The following is a 16,721-nucleotide window of genomic DNA, read 5'->3' as shown; positions in this document are numbered from 1 at the left end:
GTCTACTCTTCCGCAATCCGACTCCCGCCCGGCGGCATGAAGTGCTGGATGCGGTCCGGGCTGGCAATCTTCCGCACGAACGTCTCGTCCTCGAAGCGCTCGCGGAAGCGACGGTAGAGTCGCTTGGCCGCGTCGGCCTGCGCGTACCGACCCGGCTCGAGTTCGATCGTCGTCTCCGCGGTGCCCTCGATGGCTGCTGGCGGGCCGCCGATGACCCGGGTGTAGGGCTCACACTGAATGCCGACCGCGGCACCGACGGGCGTATCGCGGTAGTAGGTTCGGTCGCCACGGACGGCGAAGCCGCCTTTCTCCAGGTACTCGCCGCTCTCCGGGGTCTTGGTCACCTGATCGGAGTCGACGGCATAGACGTCGCCGGCGTAGCGGCCGTCTTTCCAGACCGACGAATAGGAGACCGCAAACTGGGCGGCCTCCTCGATGCTCGACTCCGGCAGTTCGATGTCCGAGGAGGAGGCCTCGCTCGGGTCGGTCGCTTTCAGTACCGTGACCGGGCCGCCGTGTGCCTGAGTGTGAAGCACCTTGTCGCCGGGTTCGAGATACTTCTTCACCAATTCCTCGTTCTGGTCTGCGTCCCGGCCGCCGATCACGAGGTAGCCGTCGCTGGTGTGGAACCAGCGGAACCGGTCGAACCAGGGCTCGTTCTCCCGGATGGGGATGGAGGACTCGGCAAGCCAGTTGCGGTCCTCGCCCTCCCCCTCATCTTCGTCACCGCCTCCGCTGCCTGCACCCGATTCGCCGTCGCTTTCCTCCCACTCGTCGCGACGGCGCTTCGCGTCTTCTAGGTCCTCGCGGGTATCCTCGATGGCCGCGAGCGCACCCTCTTTCTTCTCCGCGACCCGCTTTGCCTCGGTGTAGAGGCGATCCGCGTTCTGCTCGACGCCGTCGTGTGCGACGAGTTCGATGTACTCGCCGTCGACATCGACGGTGACGATTCCCTCGCTGCCGTCGACGTCGATGACCGCCTCGGCTGCCTCGATGCCCTGCTCGGCACCTTCCTCGAATCGTGCCTCGATCTCGTCCCAGGGTCGGTCCTGCGCGCGAGCCTCCTGAATCGTCGAGAGAATGTCGTCGACGAGGCCGTACTCGGCGTAGAGCAACTCGGCGTTCTCGCGCAGGTTCTCAGCTTCCTGCTCGAAGCCCTCGATCGCACCCTGCTGTTGCTCGATGATCCGTTCGTGCTTGGCAATCTCCTCCTCGAAATCGGGGCGCTGGCTCGTCGGGTCCGGCTCCTCTTCATCCTCGAGTTCGAGCTGGAAGAAGTAGTCATCGAGCGCGTCGAGGAAGGTGTCGTACGGCTCGCCGTCGAAGCCGGCTTCGTCGTGCTCCTCGAGTGGGAACGGCGTAGCGTCGACGACGCGGCCGGTGTCGGCGTCGTCGTTCGTACGGTCCCCGTCGTTGTCGTCGTCTGCACCCTCGCTTTCGTCCGCCGACTCGCGATACAGTCGCGAATTGAAGTTCCCGTTCCGGATATCCAGTGCGAGCCGTTCGATCGCCTCGTAGAGCCTGTCGTAGGTCTCCTCGTCGGCATTGCCGATATCCATCGCTTTCTCGACGCCTGCGCGGGTACAGATCTCCTCGGCGTACAGTCCACCGAAGTTGAGCTGCGTCGCGAGCGTCCGCACCACGTCCGTATCCGACTCCTCCATCTCGTGACCGAACACGTCTCGGGAAATCGTCAGCGGATTCGTCCGCGTGTCGGGGAACTCGTAGCGCGAGCCCGGCACGACCGTTCGTGACTTGAGCCGCACCGTCTCCAGACAGTCGATCACCTCGTACTCGCCATCTGTGACCGCAACGTTCCCCTGCCCGAACAGTTCGACGATAATCCGGGTCGTCCCGTCGTCGCGCTCGAAGGTGAACTCGAGTATCCGGTCGAACTCGTACTGTTCGACGCCGGCGAAGTCCGCCCCGGAGAGCCGGTTGCGAAGCATCATCGCGAACTGGGGCGGTCGGCCGGGGGCGTCCGGTACCCGCTCGGGGGCGACCGTGTGGGCGCGTTTAACCTCGCCGACCTCGAGTAGGAGTTCGATGCGGCCGCGGTCGAAGTCGCGCATCTTGAGGCGGACGAGGTCGTCACCGTAGCGATAGGCTTTGTCGACCTTCGCGCCCTCGTAGGTGCCGAACTCGCGGACGAGGGCGGCGAGATCGACGCTCGTCAGCTCCCGCTTTGGATCCATACAACAGAGTGCCCCGCGCGGTCAAAAAGGCGTGTCGCTCCGTGGCGGTCGGCGTCCGCTGGTTTGGGTCGCCACTCGGAGTCCGTCGGATGACGCTCAGCCCGCCAGTCGGAAAGGCTAATCCCGCCCGACCCACTGCATACCGGTATGAACGCTGCGAGCGAGTCGACGACCCGAACCGCCGCACACGGGGGCGACCGACAGCCATGAGCGCGCCACAGGACAACGCCTCCTGGCAGGCTCTCCTCGAGTTACCTCCCATCCTGGAGCGACTCGAGGACTCCGGCGGCATCCCGGTGCTCGAACTGGTCGAACAGCTCTCGGAGCGACACGACCTCGGAATCGAGGCCGAGGGCGTCGCCTATCACGACCGCGGGATCCGTGTGCCCGGTTACGACGCAACCTTCGTCCACGAGCCGACGGGGTCGCGCGGCCGGCCCGCCTTCAGCGTCGAAGTCAATTCCGTCGGATCGCGAAACACCTGGGCTGTCTTCGACAAAACCCACGATTGGGACGTCTACCTCGTGCAAGCGCCCGGCATCGCGGCGCTCGCCTGGATCAGCGACGAGGAGTACCGCGTCGAGGAAGCCGAACAGTTCGAGACCAAACAGGACGCCGTCGCCGCCGGCCGGTTCTCGTTCGGCATCTTCCTCTACGGCGGCGACGCCTGGCAGGAGCAACTCGAGTACATGCGCCGGACGAACGCGCCCGCGTACCTCCAGCGCGAGGACGGCTCGACGATGCATCCCTCGACGCAGTCGGAGTTCTTCCAGCTCGTCGACTCCTCGCCGACGGAGTTCCGGACGAGCGGCAACGCGCCCTCGTATCTGGGGCTTCTCGAGCTCGAAGTGACGATCGACTGAGACAGAGCGCTCGAGTATCGATACGCGGACGGGTGCAGACATCTGGTCCGCACTCTCACGCACTCAGAGCAAACAACACGAGCGGGACGGTGTTGACCGCGACGTGTGCACCCACGACCACGAAGAGGGTTCGCCGCCAGACGTAGGCCACAGTCAACAGGATGGCCGCTGGCACGAAGACGAGCATTCCGACAACCCCATCTCCGATGTGGATGAGGACGAACACGGTCGCCGTCACGATGCCGGCGACCCACGTCGACGCCGTGACCGCCTCGAGTCGCTCGAGTGCGTATCCCCGATACAGCACTTCTTCGGTGACGCCGGCGGTGGCGGCGATGAACAGCGTCCAGTACAGTTCGGTGCCGTCAGGGGGTGTTCCGTTGCCGGTGGCCGTCTCGAGTAGCCCGAACTGGGCGAGCAGCGCTTGCATCACCCCGACCGAGAGCATGATGGTGAGCCAGAGCCCAACGGTAATGGCGAGATCCCATCGGTTGGGCCGTCGAAACCCGATCGACGACAGCGAGCGGTTCTCGATCCCGACGACGAACAGACAGAGCCCCCCAGCGAGAACCCACTTGTAGACGGCCACGTCGACGCCGGAGAGCGACCAGCCGGTTACAGCCTCGAACGGAATCGTGAGAAGGAGCCCGAAGAGCGCTAGCGAGATGGCACCGAGAGTGAGACGCGTACCCTTTTGGCCGCCAAGAGAACCCATGACGTAGCCAACTGAGCGCTACATCTTAGAAGTTAAGAACGAACAACGGACGTACAGCTACAAGTGCGACCGAACCGGGGCGAGCGCTCATGGGGTCACGGACTCGAACACTGCGACCTCGAGTTCGACCGTCCGACGGAATAGCTGCTCGACGCGGGCTTGCCGTCGCGGCGAGAGCGTGGGACCGATGGCGTCGAGTTCGGTTCGCAACCAGTCCACGAACTCACGGAAGGCGGGGATCGCGTGGAGGTCGACCCACTCGGCGTAATAGAACGGGAGATCGGTGCCGGCACTCGGCAGAGAGTCGATTTCGGACACCTGCGTCGATTCGTGGTCTGCGTACTCGTCGACAACCGCCGTCGCCCACGATTCGTATATCCATTCGGCGGGAACGAGGACTGCCAGCGTCTCGGCGTACCCGCCCACGTGGGTCGCGCGACCGAGCAGGTCGATCAGCGCGGCGATCGGGTCACTGAGTTCGGGATCGTGTCGCCGGTCCTCGGACACGTCGAGCGCGTCGAACGACCGCTCGAAGTAGTCGTTCTCCTCGTCGGTGAGCGTGTCGAGGAACTCGACCAGCGGCCGCTTCGCGTCCATCCCCGGAGCCTGTCCAACTGCGTGGCCGAACGCGCCCACGAGTTCGTCGACGAACGCGTAGTCCTGGACGAGGTACTCGGCGTACACGTCTTCGGGGAGTTCACCGGAGCCGAGGTCCCGCGTGAACGGATGGGTGACGGCATCGGTCCAGGCCGGTTCAGATCGTGCACGGAGCCAGTCGGTGAACCGCGCGTCATCACCGTCGCCACCATCGCCGCCATCGCCGCCATCGTCGACAGCCCTGGCGTACGCTTCGAACGTCGCGGGCACCCCGTCGAGGTCAGTTATTCCATCGCTGGCGCTGGTCACAGTCCCCACCCCTCCTGCGTGTAGGCCATCTCCCAGAACCGGTACTCGAGTTTCGCGCTCGTCAGGAACGCCTCACGCATTGCATCGTGCTCACCCGGGTAGCGCTCGCCGCAGTCGTCGACGAAGTCACGACACCACGCTGTGGCCTCGCGGAACTCGTCGCTCGTGTACATCTCGATGAACGGGGTGTACTGGTGCTCGTCGGTGGCGAGGTCGGCCGTGTGCTCGCCGACGTCGAGGTAGCCCTGCATGCACGGGTAGAGCGCACCCGCAATTTCGGCGAGCGAGCCCTCGTGGGCCGTTCGCACCAGAAAGCTGGTGTAGGCAATACAGGTCGGCGCTTTCTCGGTGGACTCGAGTTCGGCCTGCGAAATGCCGTAGTCGGCGGCGAACTCGCGGTGGAGATCCATCTCGTAGTCGAGTACCTCGTGAGCGACGCCGAGCAGGTGGGTCATCGTCGCCTCGTCGCGTGCCTTCGCCCCGGCGATGGAGAACAGGCGGGCGTAGTCGAGCAGGTAGCGGTAGTCCTGTTTCACCCAGTGTTTGAAGGCCGCCTCGTCGAGCGTGCCGGCGGCGAGTTCGGTGACGAACGGGTGATTCTTCTGTGCGTCCCAGATGTGGGAGCCCTCCTCGAGAAGCTGGTCGCTGAATGCCATGTGGTATCGACGGCACTGCACAGTATTATAATCTAGTGCTATAATTTGGTTATATTCGAGAAAGCCAGGTACGCCTTTCCCCTTCGTCGGTGAACGACCGCTATGGTCTCGCTCGCGGAGGTCGTCCTCGTCGCCGCGGTCGCGGGCGGGGTGACGGGACTCGGCGCGCTCCCGCTCTTTCTCACCGACCGCATCAGCCACCGCGTCTACGACGGGGCACTCGGACTCGCCGCTGGGATCATGGTCGGCGCAGCCGTCTTCGCGCTCATCGTGCCTGGACTCGAGTTGGGTTCGCCACTCGAGGTCGTCGCTGGCGTGCTCGCGGGCGGTGCGTTCTTGCTGATCGGGAACGCGGTGTTGCCCCATCTTCACCTCCGTTTTCGAGGGGATCGGGTCGAGGGAACGGCGATCGTCGAGCCGTCGGTCGATCCTCTTACTGAGGGTGGTTCGAATGGGGATCACGACACTGGAGCCGACATTACCGACGACAACAGCGACGGAACTGGTGACGACAACAGCGGCAGAACTGGCGAGGACGGCGGCACAACCGGCGACGACCTTCGCCGTGCCACTCTCGTCGGCAGCGCGGTCACGATCCACAACGTGCCCGAGGGGCTCGCGGTCGGCATCGCGTTCGCCAGCGGCGAGTCCGCGATCGGGTTCGCCATCGCGACCGCGATCGCAGTCCAGAACGTCCCCGACGGGTTCGCGATGGCCGTTCCCGCTGTTCGGGCGGGCGTCTCTCGGGGACGAACGCTGCTCTATACGACCCTCTCCGGTGGTGTCCCGGAACCGCTCGCCGCAGCGGCTGGCTTCGCACTCGTTACGCTCGTCTCCGGGCTCTTTCCGGTAGCCGCCGGCTTCGCCGCGGGCGCGATGATCGCGGTTGTCTTCCGCGAACTCGTCCCCTCGAGTCACGGCCACGGCTACGCCGACACCGCGACGGCCGCGTTCATCCTCGGCTTCGGGCTCATGTTGATCGTGGACACGGTGCTCGCGGTGTGATGAGAGCGGCTTGTAGCGAAATGAGGGCCGCTACGCCGGCCGTTGTCGTATTCAGGCAAATCCTTGTCCGAACCGCACTTCCTTCGTGCGATCGGGTGCCCACGCCCATTGACGTTCAGTGGCGACTATCATTGTCGCTCGTCTGGACACAGCGGCAACGGTGACTTTTTCTCACTCATCGCAGAACTCGACGCCATGACGTTCGCTCCCTCCCTTCGAAAGCGCGAGCCGCTCGTCGGCAACTGGCTCTCGCTCGGGGACCCGGCGGTTGCAGAGATCAGCGCACAACTCGCGTTCGACGCCGTCGTGATCGACATCGAACACACGCCACAGTCACTCGAGACGGTGACCGAAATGATTCGGGCGGTCGAGGCGGCGAGTGGCGCTTCGGAGTCGTCGGCCGCCGACACCGGTGCGATTGTCCGCGTCTCCGAGAACGACCCCACCGAAATCAAGCGCGTCCTGGATGCCGGTGCCGACGGCGTCATGGCACCGATGGTCGACACCGCGGCCGAGGCGCGTGACCTCGTCGAGGCGACCCGCTATCCACCCGAGGGCGTGCGTGGAATCGGCCTCGGTCGCGCAACGAAGTACGGCGCGACGTTCCCCGAGACCGTCCAGAATCCAGAGACAGCGCCCGTGACGATCGCCCAGATCGAAACCGAGGCCAGCCTCGAAAACGTCGCCGACATCGCCGCCGTCGACGGTCTTGACGGCCTTTTCGTCGGCCCGGCGGATCTCTCGGCGGCGCTCGGTATCGTGGGGGAACTTGAGTCCGACCGATTCCTCGACGCGGTCGACCGGGTACTTGAGGCGGGCCACGCCGAAGACAAGCCGGTGTCGACGCTCGCGCTCGGTGGGGACGATGTGGAGCGCTGGCTCGCCCGCGGATTCGATTTTGTGGTAGCGGGTGTCGACGTGAGTTACGTGCGAGCGGGGAGTGAGCAGGCGCTGGCGGCGTTCGAGGATGCAGTGGACGACAGCAATTCCGACATCGCCTAAATATAGAGAGGTGGTGCAGCACACCGACCACATCTTTACCACACCGAACGCGGTGAACTATCCACACAACACACCTGTGTGAACGTAGTGTCAAAAAGTATTTACAATTAGGTATTAGATATTAAATATGTACACTCACTCTGACTCGTCACGAGCAACCATAACCAAGTTATCGATCTGGTGCATCATTGCAATAGTACTCTTAGCCTTCTACGTACTGTCTGACCCCCTCATATTTGTGTTCACGCTTGGACTCGGTGTGGTTGCCCTAATTGGTGGTAGAATAGTGTACTCTGTGCCTGCTAACCGTAGGATCAAAGTCGCTACAGTCACTGTGTTATCTGTTCTTACGGCAGGAGCGCTTGTTCCACTTATCGCTCAACATGCTGCAGACTACTGGGAGCTCGGGAGAGAACTAATGGTGTCAATAACGGCTATTGGAATTGCTGCTATTCTTGGCATATCTTTGGAAACACTTCGTCGTTTACTGCCAGAGAACGACATCGCTTGACATCTACCTCCTGATTCGAGTATCACTTGCACTGGGCGATCATCGACCCATGTAACTCAAACCAGATTCCGTGCCACATTCGCGCTGCGGGCTGACCGCTTACCTCCTAATAACCTTTCAAGCCTCTCTCTACAGAATAGAATTCTGAGTGGGGAGTAAGATATTTATATCAATAGGTGATGTAATTAGTATGGTTGCTATTGGAATTGGTGCCCCTGCATTCTTGATTGGACAGTCGGCTATTTCTGGTTACGCTATAAATGAAATATATGGAAAATCGCTAGTGGGAGCAATCACACTTGGCGTCGGAATTTTCACACTCGGAATAGTTGGGGTGTTTACTTTTGATAGTATTGTGACTCCACTGGTGGCCCAGATTATTCTCTTGCTATTTTATCTATTATGGAAGAGAGTATCTGGTGCAGGAGCTTAGGGCGAAAACCATCCGTAGTGATCGATGTGTGCTTGGTCTGTACTGAGCGAACTTCCCTACTCAACTTCAGTCATTATGGTGGATCAGAAACCGTACGACTAGTTACTGGTACGAGTCCGGAGAAGTCCGCCTGATCGCACTCAGAGCCGCTTACTCACGTACGGCCCGTCCTGATGATAGCCGAGCTTGTTCCGGTAGTACTCCCGCGCACCGATACCCGAGATGACGCTGACCTTGTCGTAGCCCGCGTCGGCTGCAAGGTCCTCTGCGCGCTCCATCAGGCGGCGGCCGTAGCCCTGATGCTGGTGCTGCCCTGATTCGCTGTCCTCGCCCATCGTGACCTCGGACCCGTAGACGTGGAGTTCGCGAATGAGCGCGGCGTTCTCGAGTTCCGGTCGCACAGGATCGTTCGGGAACCGGAGCCGGCAGAAGCCGATCAGGAGGTCCTGCTCGAAGTCCTCGAAGGAAATGAAGTGCTCCGTGCCGCCGCAGGCGTCGTAGGTCATAACGTCGAGTTCGACCTCGTTGGGCTCGGCGTCGTTCATCCCGACCTCGCGACAGCGGATGCACTCGCAGGACCAGTCGTGTTCGTCCATGCGCTTGCGGGCGAGCTGGCGGAGGTTCGACTTCCAGACGCCGGCATCGATGAAGTCCGCCGGGATGTCGCGCTGGACCCGCTGGAGGCGCGTATAGCGCGGAATCATGTCCTTGATCTCGGCGACCAGGTCGGCGGCTTCGTCGTTGTCCAGGGGATCGTACTCGCCTTTGTGCCACCAGTCGTAGGTCGCCGTCCCGCGGACGATGAGCGTCGGGTAAATCTTCAGGTAGTCGGGCTTCCACTGCTCCTCCTCGAAGATTCGCCGGAAGTCCTCCAGACACATCTCCTTACTCATCCCCGGTTGGCCGGGCATCATGTGGAAGCCGACCTTGAACGCCGAGTCACGGAGTCGCTGGTTGGCGTCGATCGACGCCTGCGCGCCGTGGCCGCGGTGCATTTCCCGGTTGATCCGCTCGTAGGTGGTCTGGACGCCAACCTCGACTTTCGTCCCACCGAGGTCGAGCATGCGGTCGATCTGCTCGGGGTCACACCAGTCAGGCTTCGTCTCGAACGTCGTCCCGATGTTGCGGACGGTGCCGGTTTCATTCTCCGCGATCACGTCCTCGAGGTACTGCCACTCGTACTCCTCGGGGTCCTCCGCGAAGCTAACGCCCTCCGCCGGTTCGGGCTCCTTGTCGACGTCGTAGTCGTTCATCGCCTCCAGGGCGCGCTTGACGAACCACTCCTGGTAGTCGTGGCTCCGGGCGGTCATCGTCCCGCCCATCAGGATGAGTTCGACCTTGTCGATCGGGTGGCCGATCTCCCGGAGTTGCTCGAGTCGCAGCGTCACCTGGCCGTACGGGTCGTAGTCGTTCTGGACGCCGCGGGCGGCGGCGGGCTCGTTTCCGGTGTAGCTCTGGGAGGAGGAAAACTCCGAGTCGGGGCCGCCGGGACAGTAGAGACACTTCCCGTGGGGACACCGCTCGGGCGACGTCATGATTGCAACCGGTGAGACGCCCGAGGCGGTGCGAACGGGCTTGCGCTGGAGCACCGCCTCTAAGTCCTCGCGGTGTTCCTGTGGCGCGTGATCAAGCAGCTCCGAGTTCTTCGGCACCTTCGGCGCGGAGTGTTCCGAACAGGCCTCGAGTTTGGCCTTCTCGACCTCGTCGCGTTCGACCTCGCCGGCGAGAATTCGCTCGACGAGCGTCTCACAGACCTGCTGGAACGCCTCGGTTTCGGTCGGCTCGTGGTCGGGCGTCTCGGTACTCACTACACGACCTTCGTCCCGCAGCGTGAATAAGCGTGTCGGACTCCCTACCACGCGCTCGCGGTTGACAGTCCCTGTTTCGAATTGCGGCTCAGTCTGAGATTTCGTCGAACTCCGTGGACCCACACTGACAGCCCGCCGGTCGGCCGATCAGGCGCGTCTTGCCGTCGGGCCACTTCTCGGCCGCGTACGCCGTCTGGCAGTCAGCACAGACGACCGCAACTTTCCGCTTTCCCGTCTCCGTTTGGTCCTCCGTTTGTACCTCGATTTCAGGCATCGAGTTGACCTGTGACTTGCTCTCACCCTGTTTCGCCGAACGCGCTCGCTCCTGCGAGTTCGTCTGTTCCGCGTCCTGTTGGTCTGAGTCGGACGCAGACGCAGACGTGGACTCCGATGGCGATCTGGATGGCACAGTAACAGCGGGGGCCTGGACGGGCATCCGGCTATCCCTTTGAACGTGAGTCTCTTTATATCACGTCGGCTCTGACTTCGCGGCTCCGTCTCCGTTCGTCAGGACGGGCCAGACCACGCAGCCCTCCGGTATCGGTTGCCATCCCACCCCTCCCTCTCACTCTTGCTCATCACTCTCAACGGACGCCGTCTCTGCACGCTCTCCCGAGACGACCAGCGTATTCTGCGTGAGATTCGCCGTCGCGCGGCGCAGTCGCTGTGAGACGGCGTTCGTCGAAATGCCGAGTTCGTCGGCCAGGTCGCCAATCTGGGCGTCTCGAGGGACGGCGAAGTAGCCCAGATCGAGTCCGACGACGAGTGCCTCGCGTTGTTCTTTCGTCAGGTCGTACTCGCGTTCTCTCGGAGCGGTGCCGTCGTAGATGCGCTGGAGTTCGAAGGTGTACTCTTTCTCCTGGAAGTAGCGCTGGAACGCCTTGACTGCGGTCTGATTTACGAATTTGAGTTTGAGAAACCAGCGACCGTCGGTCGCCTGTGCCTCCTGCATAATTCCGTGTTGGTTGACGATTTCGTCGACCAGTTGCTGGACTGGTTCGGCCCAGTGGATGTTGAGATAGCCGACAGCTCCCTCCTGGTCGAGGAGGTCAAACTCCTGGACGCTCGAGTCGGACTCGAGTGCAGCAGCCATCGCATCGATGTCACAGTCGGAGACCCAGAGGAAGGGCATGATCCACTCGCGGCTGTGGGTTGCGAGTCGCTCGACCTCGATGGTCGCCTCGCCGATGCGGTCGAACGTGTCTCCGAGAGCGAAGGCGTCGGCGGGAATCGTGAACTCGGCGATGACGCTCATGGGTGACAAAACAGACGGCCGAGGATAAGTGAGCGGGGTGGCTGTCAACGATGTGGGTAGTCGTGTTCTCAGGGGTTGGGTGGCTGGTTGGGGTGTGGGATTGTCTGGCATTCGGGGAGCCGGTAGCCATGAGGTCTGGTAGTCGGGTAGTCAGGAAGCTGGGTAAACGGCTGCCAGAAAGTCAGAATCAGAAACTCGACTGCACCCCACTGGACTGTCTGGTAGGTGGCTACGTCCGGTTGTGTTCGCGCTCTTGCTCCCACTCCGTGTCGCGATTGTGCTTGCGGTCGCGGCCGTGGTCGTGACCGCGGTCGCGGTGGCCATCCCCAGTATCGGCAGACCGCCGACGCTCCTCAGTCACGTAGCTCCCATCACTACTGGGCTCTTTACGCCATTGGTCTGCCGCTTCGATCGTCTCCGTCTCGAGTAGCCGCTCGAGTTTTGCCTCGAACTGGGCGTCGGTGAGTTTGCCGGCGGCGTATCGCTGGCGGAGTGTCTCGAGTGCGTCGCCGGCCGATGTGTCGCTGGTGGTGTCGTTGCTGGCGGTCGTGTGGGTGTGTGGTTCGGAGTGATGAGCTGCGGAGTGACGTGAGGACTGAGAAGCTTCCGGTGTCGGGTCTGTCGTGCTGTCGACCCTCGCTGACTCCTCCGCTGTCGACTCGTCCCACCACTCTGCGCGATCCTCGTCGTCGCCGAACAGCAGCGCGACGATCGGAATCACGGCAGTGTAGCTCACGAGCAACACGGGAAGCCACCACGACGCACCGATAAACAGTCCGAACAACCAGAGCCCGGTAAGCCCCAGCGTCACCACTTCGACGACGTGTTCTCGCAGACGGGTGACGGCGTCGTCGGCCATCGGTTGGTGTACAGTTTATGCTCCCGACCAGAAAGCTGTTTCTGCACTCACATGCCCGATGGGCTTCGGTTTCGGTCCGTGACCGCTGTGTGGGATCATGCCGAAACTGGGCAGTTCTCAGCGTTGCCACTTCGGAATCGGGTATCTAGTATCAGGGTGGTCGGAGAACGAGGCTGCGTTGTGTCGCGCCGCGAGAGCTCTATGCGAGCGTGTCGTCGAGCGCCTCGAGTGCGGCCTGGCGCACGGCGTCGCGCTCGCCGGGGAGGAACTCGACGTGACCGTCCTGGCCGCCAACGACCTGCACGCCGGCGTCGGGGACTGCCTCGGCGATCGCGTCGCCAAGGTCGCGAACGTTCAGCGACTCGGTCGCGCGGACGTGCAGTTCGTCGTCACCGAGGCCGATGGTAACGAACGAGTCGTCCTCGCGCTCGCGTCGGTGCAGCGCATCGAGCAGGAGCGTCGTCGTCGGGAAGTTGTAGCGGTGGGTGAACGCCGCCGTGTCGAGCACGGCGACGGTGTTCCCGTCGACGGATTCGGTCGTCAGGTTCTCCCGTGCCGTCTCGAGTCCGGTGTCGAGCTTCGAGCGGAACTGCTCGGAGACGTGGGCTGCGAGGTCGCCGTCGTGATCGAACAGCAGGTCGGCGATAAGCTCGCGCTTGTCCTTGTAGGACTGGTAGTAGGACTCGAGTGCGACGGCTTCGCGGCGCTCCGAGAGCGCCGTCTCGTCGAAGCCGGCCTCGGTCGCGAGGTCGGTGTAGGCCTCGGGGGTGTCCTCCCAGTAGCTGATTGCCGGGAGGTGTTCGACGTCCCCGCGGACATCGTCGTTGACCAGCGCGGCGATGTTCGCCGAGAGCGCGGTCGACGTAACGTCCGAAACGTCCTCGCCGGCGAGCGACGGTGCGACGGCGACGGAGACTGCGTCGACAACCTCCTCGTCGGCGTTGCTGTCGTCGACGACGAGTGCGTCGGCGTCGTACAGCGAGAGCAGGTCGTAGCCGTCGACGGACTCGGCGGTCGAGCCGGCGTCGACGAGGACGACGAGCGGTAGTTGCTCGCCGTGGCGCTCGCGTGCCTCGAGCATCGAGGTCACGTCGTCGGTTGCGGCGTCCATGTCGTAGACGCGGCCGTCGAGTGGTCGGCGCTCGAAGTAGTGGTACTCGGCGTCGTCGCGGGTGTGCTTCTCGCGGATCAGCGGGAGCACGGCGCGCTCGATGGCAGCGCCAGCGACGTAGCCGTCCGCGGTCGCGCCGTGACGGACGACGACCGGTCGTGCTTCCATGACGGCACGGCGGATCGCGGTCGCGGCGTCGACGAGGCCGTCCTCGACGGCGGCCACGGCGTCGTGCTCGGCGAGCAGCGATGCGTCGTCAGGGCTCGCCTCGCGCTCGAGTGCGTTCTCGAGTCGGTCGACAACGGTCTGGCGCTCCTCGTCTTCGAGCTGGTCGAGCGTTTCGGTCTCGACCTGCAAGTCGCCGTAGTGGCGCTCAACCTCGCCCTCGATTGCGACGACGCCGTCGACATCGACATCGGGGTAGGCGCGGACGCCGGCTTCCTCGAATGCGGCGCACTCGACGGTGCCGGTCTCGTCGCGCAGTTCGAAGACGGTGGGGCCGCTGGTCTGGCGGACGCCGGTGATCTCGCCCTCGAGTCGGACGACGCTGCCGACCTGGTTTTCGATAGCGTCGACGGTGGTGCGCTTGAGTGCGGGCTCCTCGTCGGCGTCGGCGGCAGTGTCAGCGCTTGCGTCTGTTTCTGTAGCGCCGGCAGACGTAGCAGTCGACGCGGACTCGGTTGCGACGGAACCGCTGCCGTTCGCGACGGCTTCGGTCGTGTCCGATGCATCCGGTGCGTCGGGTGACGGCTGGCTGCCGCTCGAATCGCCTGATTCGTTGGCGGCGGAATCGATGGTGTCTGCGCTGGTGTCTGCGCTGGAACTGTCGTCGGAGCCGGAGCCGGATTCAGTATCAGAACCAGCATCCGACGACGAATCGTCGTCAGATCCGTCCTCACCGTACTCTTCGGGACGGAACTCGTCGTTTGCCGTCTCGATTAGCTTGCCGCGGAACTCGCGTTCGCGCTGACGGATCGACCATCCGAGGTCGACGTTGCCGTTGTCTCGAACGTCGAGCACCTGGACGTAGACGTCGTCCCCGGCATCCCAGTCGAGACTTTCGAGTCGTTGGTCGAGTTCGCTTCTGTGCAACAGGCCTGTAACGTGTGATCCGATGTCGATGAAGACACCGAAATCGGCGTAGCCGTCGACGGTGCCCCGGTAGTATCGGCCGGGGGAGAGCTGCGAGGCGGACGTGCCCTCGAATTCGAAGACTGCGTCCTCCTCGTGGCTCTCGCAGATTTCGCCGTCAACGGGTATGCCGCAGATGATACAATTACCCATCTACCCCTAGCAAGCAGTTTCGTCCTAAAACGGTTGTCGAAATGCGTTCGGGTTGTCACAGTCCGAGACGGTCCGGGAAACGCGACGGTAGGACCGGTCACGACCGGTTGTAGCTTGCTAGCCCTCGCCCGAGGGGGGCACAGTAGCTGGTCGTTGGCGATAGGCTCCGGAAACAGGGAGTGGTGCCGTTACTCGAACACTGCGGAGTTTTCCTGAAGGTCCTCGATGTCTCCGACGAGTTTCTCTACGTCTTCCGGGAACAGCGAGACCTGTACCTCGTTACCGTCCTCGTCGTCGAAGACGAGTTTGACGCGTTTGTCCCCGAACTCACGGGCCTCAGCGCCGTCGACGTCGAACAGTTTGACGGTCGCCTCCTTGTTGTTCGGACCGATGTTCTTGATCGCGCCGTCGTTCAACTCGAGCATGAACTCCTCGAGAGTCAGTGCGAGCATACGCCTCGTACGGACGCCGGATAAAAAACGCCACGGCATTCGCGGCGTGGCGTCGACCGCATCGGACCCCGGGTCAACGAGGGCCAGACCGTTGCACGGTGTGTCAGCGTGCAGACGGTAGTCGATATGTTTGAGAGCAGCTGAATAAATAGTGAGGATCGTTTATTCCCCGGACGGAACGCTTGTCTGCTCGGAACGCAGACTAGTGGCCGACGGCTCGCCGTCGGGGGAGACAGACGAGTAAGAGAGGGTCTCATCTCCTGGCTACCACCACGTGTTCACTTACACCGATTCCCGCAAACGCGTCGGTCGCACCCAATTTTAAGTCCTACACGACGAACAGTTCGAGTGGTATGGCTATGGAACTCACCTGGCACGGCCACTCGACCTGGCACGTCACCGTCGGCGACACCGACCTGTTGATCGACCCGTTCTTCGACAACCCGAAGACGGACCTCGACCCGTCGGACGTCGAGACGCCCGACTACGTCCTGCTCACGCACGGGCACGCAGATCACATCGCCCACGCGGGCGAGTTTTCCGAGGCGACGCTCGTCGCGACGCCCGAACTCGTTTCCTACTGTGAGGCGGAGTTCGGCTTCGAGGACGCCGTCGGCGGCATGGGGATGAACCTCGGTGGCACCGTCGAATGCGGTAACGCCTTCGTCACGATGGTCCGCGCGGACCACACGAACGGTATCATGACCGAGAACGACACGAGCGCCGGGATGCCCGCCGGCTTCGTGATTTCGGACGGCGAGCCAACCGACGCAGCGTCGACGACGCTCTACAACGCCGGCGACACCGCGTTGCATTCGGAGATGCGCGACGTCATCGGCGACATTCTGGAACCGGACGCGGCCATCGTCCCGATCGGCGATCACTTCACGATGGGGCCGACACAGGCAGCCGTTGCCGTCGATTGGACCGGCGCGGACCACGCGTTCCCACAGCACTACGATACGTTCCCGCCGATCGAACAGGATCCCGACGACTTCGCGAGCGACGTGAGCGATGCCGACGTGCACACGCTCGCCGCAGACGAACCGTTCACACTCGAGTCCTGAGCGACGACAGCCGCTCTGGGGTGGTCCCACAACGTCGCGGCCGGGTGGGTCACGGACTCGTATCACCATCCCGGACGCTTTTGCTCCCGTGAACAACGTTTACAGCACCGGCTGTGGTCGTCACGACTGCCATGTCGAAACAGGCGACCACTATCTCCGAAGAGGGGTTCAGCGCGACCAACGAGATCCGCGATTTCGAGACGACGATCGACTCGAACGGCGAGGAGGGACCGGACACACTCGAGACGCTGCTCGCAGCGTACGGCTCGTGCTACGTGCCCGCGCTGCGCGTTGGCGGGCAACAGCGCGGCGCTGACGACCTCGGCAAGATTCGGATAGACACCGATGGAGAACTCAACGACGACGACAAACTCGAGTCCATCTCGTTCGACATCCAGGTTGAAGAAGACATAGACGACGAGACGGGCGAGGAGATTATCGAGCGCGCATTTGAGCTGTGTAAGGTCCACGATGCGCTGAAGGATAGTCTGCACGCGGACGCGAGTATCGAGGGCGGCGCCTTCTGAGGCGTTAAACTGTGCGGCGCGTTCTGCGTTGCTCGCTTCGATGCGTGCGTGACCGCGGTCGTCACGTTCGGC

General features: G+C 62.9%; 17 protein-coding genes. 7 read left to right on the top strand and 10 right to left on the bottom strand.

The genetic code is table 11. The features are described from left to right. Positions 1–2 precede the first annotated feature (2 nt). Positions 3–2,195 (bottom strand): ribosome rescue protein RqcH, encoded by a 2,193-nt coding sequence (rqcH, locus tag BBD46_RS13560; protein WP_071402233.1) that lies wholly within the window; start codon positions 2,193–2,195, stop codon positions 3–5. Between the two features lie 206 nt (positions 2,196–2,401). Between rqcH and BBD46_RS13555 the strand changes: the two genes are divergently transcribed. Further along, positions 2,402–3,058: a hypothetical protein gene (locus BBD46_RS13555; protein WP_071402232.1), complete on the top strand. Its 657-nt coding sequence runs from the start codon at positions 2,402–2,404 to the stop codon at positions 3,056–3,058. A gap of 55 nt (positions 3,059–3,113) precedes the next feature. Here BBD46_RS13555 and BBD46_RS13550 read toward each other — a convergent pair whose 3' ends face one another. From BBD46_RS13550 to tenA, 3 genes are all read right to left on the bottom strand, one after another. After that, complete coding sequence (locus tag BBD46_RS13550; RefSeq protein ID WP_071402231.1) at positions 3,114–3,773, bottom strand: CPBP family intramembrane glutamic endopeptidase; 660 nt, start codon at positions 3,771–3,773, stop codon at positions 3,114–3,116. Between the two features lie 87 nt (positions 3,774–3,860). Then, a complete protein-coding gene (locus BBD46_RS13545) occupies positions 3,861–4,679 on the bottom strand; it encodes a TenA family protein (RefSeq protein WP_071402292.1) in 819 nt (272 codons plus the stop codon). Further along, positions 4,676–5,335, bottom strand: coding sequence for a thiaminase II (tenA, locus tag BBD46_RS13540; protein ID WP_071402230.1), 660 nt, complete (start codon positions 5,333–5,335; stop codon positions 4,676–4,678). The genes BBD46_RS13545 and tenA overlap by 4 nt, the downstream gene beginning before the upstream one ends. Before the next feature lie 102 nt (positions 5,336–5,437). On the opposite strand from tenA, the gene BBD46_RS13535 reads away from it, so the two are divergent. The 4 genes from BBD46_RS13535 (at position 5,438) to BBD46_RS22240 (ending at position 8,286) form a co-directional block, all read left to right on the top strand. After that, the gene (locus tag BBD46_RS13535; protein ID WP_071402229.1) at positions 5,438–6,340 is read left to right on the top strand and encodes a ZIP family metal transporter; all 903 of its coding nucleotides are present in this window, start codon (positions 5,438–5,440) and stop codon (positions 6,338–6,340) included. Between the two features lie 195 nt (positions 6,341–6,535). Further along, positions 6,536–7,342, top strand: a complete 807-nt coding sequence (locus BBD46_RS13530) for an HpcH/HpaI aldolase family protein (RefSeq protein WP_071402228.1) — start codon at positions 6,536–6,538, stop codon at positions 7,340–7,342. 127 nt (positions 7,343–7,469) lie between these two features. After that, positions 7,470–7,853, top strand: a complete 384-nt coding sequence (locus BBD46_RS21675) for a hypothetical protein (protein ID WP_084777758.1) — start codon at positions 7,470–7,472, stop codon at positions 7,851–7,853. Positions 7,854–8,043: 190 nt separating this feature from the next. Beyond that, positions 8,044–8,286 carry a hypothetical protein gene (locus tag BBD46_RS22240; protein ID WP_139173602.1) on the top strand — a complete coding sequence of 81 codons (243 nt, stop codon included), beginning with the start codon at positions 8,044–8,046 and terminating at the stop codon, positions 8,284–8,286. Between the two features lie 140 nt (positions 8,287–8,426). On the opposite strand, the gene BBD46_RS13525 is transcribed toward BBD46_RS22240, so the two are convergent. From BBD46_RS13525 to BBD46_RS13500, 6 genes are all read right to left on the bottom strand, one after another. Beyond that, on the bottom strand, positions 8,427–10,094 hold the full coding sequence (locus BBD46_RS13525) for a tRNA uridine(34) 5-carboxymethylaminomethyl modification radical SAM/GNAT enzyme Elp3 (protein ID WP_071402227.1): 1,668 nt from the start codon (positions 10,092–10,094) through the stop codon (positions 8,427–8,429). 88 nt (positions 10,095–10,182) lie between these two features. Beyond that, complete coding sequence (locus tag BBD46_RS13520) at positions 10,183–10,503, bottom strand: hypothetical protein (protein ID WP_253184567.1); 321 nt, start codon at positions 10,501–10,503, stop codon at positions 10,183–10,185. A gap of 156 nt (positions 10,504–10,659) precedes the next feature. Next, the gene (locus tag BBD46_RS13515) at positions 10,660–11,349 is read right to left on the bottom strand and encodes a helix-turn-helix domain-containing protein (protein ID WP_071402225.1); all 690 of its coding nucleotides are present in this window, start codon (positions 11,347–11,349) and stop codon (positions 10,660–10,662) included. 229 nt (positions 11,350–11,578) lie between these two features. Next, the gene (locus tag BBD46_RS13510; RefSeq protein ID WP_071402224.1) at positions 11,579–12,208 is read right to left on the bottom strand and encodes an SHOCT domain-containing protein; all 630 of its coding nucleotides are present in this window, start codon (positions 12,206–12,208) and stop codon (positions 11,579–11,581) included. A gap of 199 nt (positions 12,209–12,407) precedes the next feature. After that, complete coding sequence (locus tag BBD46_RS13505; protein ID WP_071402223.1) at positions 12,408–14,603, bottom strand: DHH family phosphoesterase; 2,196 nt, start codon at positions 14,601–14,603, stop codon at positions 12,408–12,410. Between the two features lie 188 nt (positions 14,604–14,791). Next, entirely contained in the window at positions 14,792–15,055 is a 264-nt protein-coding gene (locus BBD46_RS13500) for a hypothetical protein (RefSeq protein WP_071402222.1), read from the bottom strand. A 359-nt stretch (positions 15,056–15,414) separates the two neighbouring features. On the opposite strand from BBD46_RS13500, the gene BBD46_RS13495 reads away from it, so the two are divergent. Next, complete coding sequence (locus tag BBD46_RS13495) at positions 15,415–16,122, top strand: metal-dependent hydrolase (protein ID WP_071402221.1); 708 nt, start codon at positions 15,415–15,417, stop codon at positions 16,120–16,122. Between the two features lie 131 nt (positions 16,123–16,253). Further along, complete coding sequence (locus BBD46_RS13490; protein ID WP_071402291.1) at positions 16,254–16,649, top strand: OsmC family protein; 396 nt, start codon at positions 16,254–16,256, stop codon at positions 16,647–16,649. Positions 16,650–16,721: the final 72 nt, after the last annotated feature.

Origin of the sequence: Natrialba sp. SSL1, assembly GCF_001861355.1 — an archaeon.
Taxonomy (GTDB): domain Archaea; phylum Halobacteriota; class Halobacteria; order Halobacteriales; family Natrialbaceae; genus Natrialba.
The sequence above is the reverse complement of the archived record's forward strand: the minus strand, read 5'-3'. Positions and strand labels throughout refer to the sequence as shown.

Coding starts and splice junctions, on each gene's coding strand:
- rqcH (WP_071402233.1), bottom strand. CDS start 2,195: ATGGATCCAAAGCGGGAGCTGACGAGCGTCGATCTCGCCGCCCTCGTC.
- BBD46_RS13555 (WP_071402232.1), top strand. CDS start 2,402: ATGAGCGCGCCACAGGACAACGCCTCCTGGCAGGCTCTCCTCGAGTTA.
- BBD46_RS13550 (WP_071402231.1), bottom strand. CDS start 3,773: ATGGGTTCTCTTGGCGGCCAAAAGGGTACGCGTCTCACTCTCGGTGCC.
- tenA (WP_071402230.1), bottom strand. CDS start 5,335: ATGGCATTCAGCGACCAGCTTCTCGAGGAGGGCTCCCACATCTGGGAC.
- BBD46_RS13535 (WP_071402229.1), top strand. CDS start 5,438: ATGGTCTCGCTCGCGGAGGTCGTCCTCGTCGCCGCGGTCGCGGGCGGG.
- BBD46_RS13530 (WP_071402228.1), top strand. CDS start 6,536: ATGACGTTCGCTCCCTCCCTTCGAAAGCGCGAGCCGCTCGTCGGCAAC.
- BBD46_RS21675 (WP_084777758.1), top strand. CDS start 7,470: ATGTACACTCACTCTGACTCGTCACGAGCAACCATAACCAAGTTATCG.
- BBD46_RS22240 (WP_139173602.1), top strand. CDS start 8,044: ATGGTTGCTATTGGAATTGGTGCCCCTGCATTCTTGATTGGACAGTCG.
- BBD46_RS13515 (WP_071402225.1), bottom strand. CDS start 11,349: ATGAGCGTCATCGCCGAGTTCACGATTCCCGCCGACGCCTTCGCTCTC.
- BBD46_RS13510 (WP_071402224.1), bottom strand. CDS start 12,208: ATGGCCGACGACGCCGTCACCCGTCTGCGAGAACACGTCGTCGAAGTG.
- BBD46_RS13505 (WP_071402223.1), bottom strand. CDS start 14,603: ATGGGTAATTGTATCATCTGCGGCATACCCGTTGACGGCGAAATCTGC.
- BBD46_RS13500 (WP_071402222.1), bottom strand. CDS start 15,055: ATGCTCGCACTGACTCTCGAGGAGTTCATGCTCGAGTTGAACGACGGC.
- BBD46_RS13495 (WP_071402221.1), top strand. CDS start 15,415: ATGGAACTCACCTGGCACGGCCACTCGACCTGGCACGTCACCGTCGGC.
- BBD46_RS13490 (WP_071402291.1), top strand. CDS start 16,254: ATGTCGAAACAGGCGACCACTATCTCCGAAGAGGGGTTCAGCGCGACC.